Source organism: Nitrospira sp. BLG_2, assembly GCF_049222245.1.
The window spans coordinates 1-1,823 of sequence record NZ_JBLYIG010000317.1 but is presented as its reverse complement, the minus strand read 5'-3'; the positions used below and the strand labels follow the sequence as shown (position 1 = coordinate 1,823).

The following is a 1,823-nucleotide window of genomic DNA, read 5'->3' as shown; positions in this document are numbered from 1 at the left end:
ATGGTCACTCCTTCATGACACAGACGACCAACCCGAGCCCGCATGTAATCATGAGCGTCCTCCACGGCTCCCGGATATAGTGGGCGTCGCTATTTCCTGCTGTCTAGATCGGCAAGCCGTGCCCGAGCTATCTCGGCCACTTTGGTGGATGGGTAGAGATTCACCAGTTCTTGGTAGAGCTGCTTGGCATGAGGGACATTCCCTTGGTTTTCTTCGAAGGCGGCCGTTTCAAACAGCTCCTTCGCTTTCTGATCGGAGCAGCCGAGCAGCATCAAACAGAGGGCACAGAGTACGAGTCGGGCGGTTATCATAGTGATCCTTTCCTGGCATCTTTCTGCTGTGACGCCTTCGTGTTCGCGTGAGTAGATCCTGATCCAAGCGAATCGATTCCGTAGCGTGGAGCAGAAATCCCTTCACTTCGACAGTGTGGGCAGCGGCTTGGTCGTGTCAATCTTGTTCGGTCGCGAAACATAAACTCACAATCCAAGCACATGGACGGTTCAAGAATAAACCGTTGTGAACGGTCCCGAGCCACCGTTTTTACCACATGAGCCAAGTGTTCCTCTACTTGCCGTTCCGGAATGCCGAGCATACGGGCCAGCTGATCGGTGGTCATCCGAGCGTCGGTCAGAAGATCGATGATGCGCTGACGGAATGTGCGTTCAGGAGGCAGCATGTCTCATAATCGTAAGCACGGGGACCAAGAAAAACCGGATACTCCGGGAGGCTCTTCCACGAATCATCTTAAGTCTTGCGCACTTAAAGGTTGCACCGACGCTTCCAATATGTCAAAATCCGTTCCCGCATCGATTGTCACATCACGATTAATCCACTGGGCCGACCTGTCGTTCGTATTCCTTGAAACACTAAGGTTCTAGCCCAGCGTGTTATAGACGGAGGTTTGCGGCAATGAAATTCCTCGCAGTCCATCCCGGTCCACTCATGTATACCAAGATTTATCTGCGTCTGGAACCGCTCGGCCTCGAGATGGTGGCGCAGGCGTGCCGCCAGGCTGGACACGATGTCCGGTTGATCGATTTGCAGGCGGATACGTGGAAGGACTATGAGGCGCTCATCCGGGCTTGGAAGCCCGACGCCGTCGCGTTCGGCTGTAATTACCTGGCAAATGTTCCGGAGATCGTGGATCTGGCAAAGCTGACGAAGAAGGAGTTGCCGAACTGCTTTGTCTTCGTGGGCGGACATAGCGCGTCGTTCGTGGCGAAGGATTTTTTAGAACACGGCAACGGGGCCATCGATTGCGTGCTGAAGGGAGAAGGGGAGGTCGCCGCTCCCAAACTGTTGACGGCGGTCGAACATGATCGCAAAGCGATCACAAAAGTTCCGGGAGTCGTCACGCTCGACGGGGAAGGCCCGCCGGCGCAATTCATCGAAAATCTGGACGATGTCCGTCCCGCTCGCGATCTGCTCCGCAACCGGCACAAGTACTTCATCGGGGTGCTGGATCCGTGCGCTTCGGTCGAGTTCGCGCGGGGTTGTCCCTGGGATTGTTCCTTCTGCAGCGCCTGGACCTTTTATGGCCGCAGTTATCGAACGGTCAGCACGGAAAAAGCGGTGGAGGAATTGGAACGAGTTCAAGAGCCGGGCATCTTCTTGGTCGACGACGTGGCCTTCATCCAAGCCAAGCAGGGCATGGAGATCGGCGAAGCCGTGGCCCGGCGAGGGATCAAGAAGCAGTACTATATGGAGACACGCGGCGATGTCTTGCTGCGCAATAAGGAAGTCTTCCAATTCTGGAAGACGCTCGGGCTCCAGTACATGTTCTTGGGTGTGGAGGCCATCGATGCGGAAGGCCTCAAGATGCA

Annotated in this window: 3 protein-coding genes; 1 reads left to right on the top strand and 2 read right to left on the bottom strand. The window is 55.5% G+C overall.

Annotated elements, in window-relative coordinates; all coding sequences use genetic code 11:
• Window positions 1–89: 89 nt before the first annotated feature.
• Together ACOSYY_RS08855 and ACOSYY_RS20410 are read right to left on the bottom strand one after the other, a co-directional pair.
• Complete coding sequence (locus ACOSYY_RS08855) at window positions 90–311, bottom strand: outer membrane protein assembly factor BamD (RefSeq protein WP_421661903.1); 222 nt, start codon at window positions 309–311, stop codon at window positions 90–92.
• The gene (locus ACOSYY_RS20410) at window positions 308–676 is read right to left on the bottom strand and encodes a transcriptional regulator (protein ID WP_526023305.1); all 369 of its coding nucleotides are present in this window, start codon (window positions 674–676) and stop codon (window positions 308–310) included. The genes ACOSYY_RS08855 and ACOSYY_RS20410 overlap by 4 nt, the downstream gene beginning before the upstream one ends.
• Window positions 677–909: 233 nt before the next feature.
• On the opposite strand from ACOSYY_RS20410, the gene ACOSYY_RS08845 reads away from it, so the two are divergent.
• Window positions 910–1,823: cobalamin-dependent protein (locus ACOSYY_RS08845; RefSeq protein ID WP_421661902.1), on the top strand; the 914-nt coding region annotated here is incomplete at its 3' end.

Excerpts from the sequence above, each read along its gene's own strand:
- ACOSYY_RS20410 (WP_526023305.1), bottom strand. The coding sequence starts at position 676 with ATGCTGCCTCCTGAACGCACATTCCGTCAGCGCATCATCGATCTTCTG.
- ACOSYY_RS08855 (WP_421661903.1), bottom strand. The coding sequence starts at position 311 with ATGATAACCGCCCGACTCGTACTCTGTGCCCTCTGTTTGATGCTGCTC.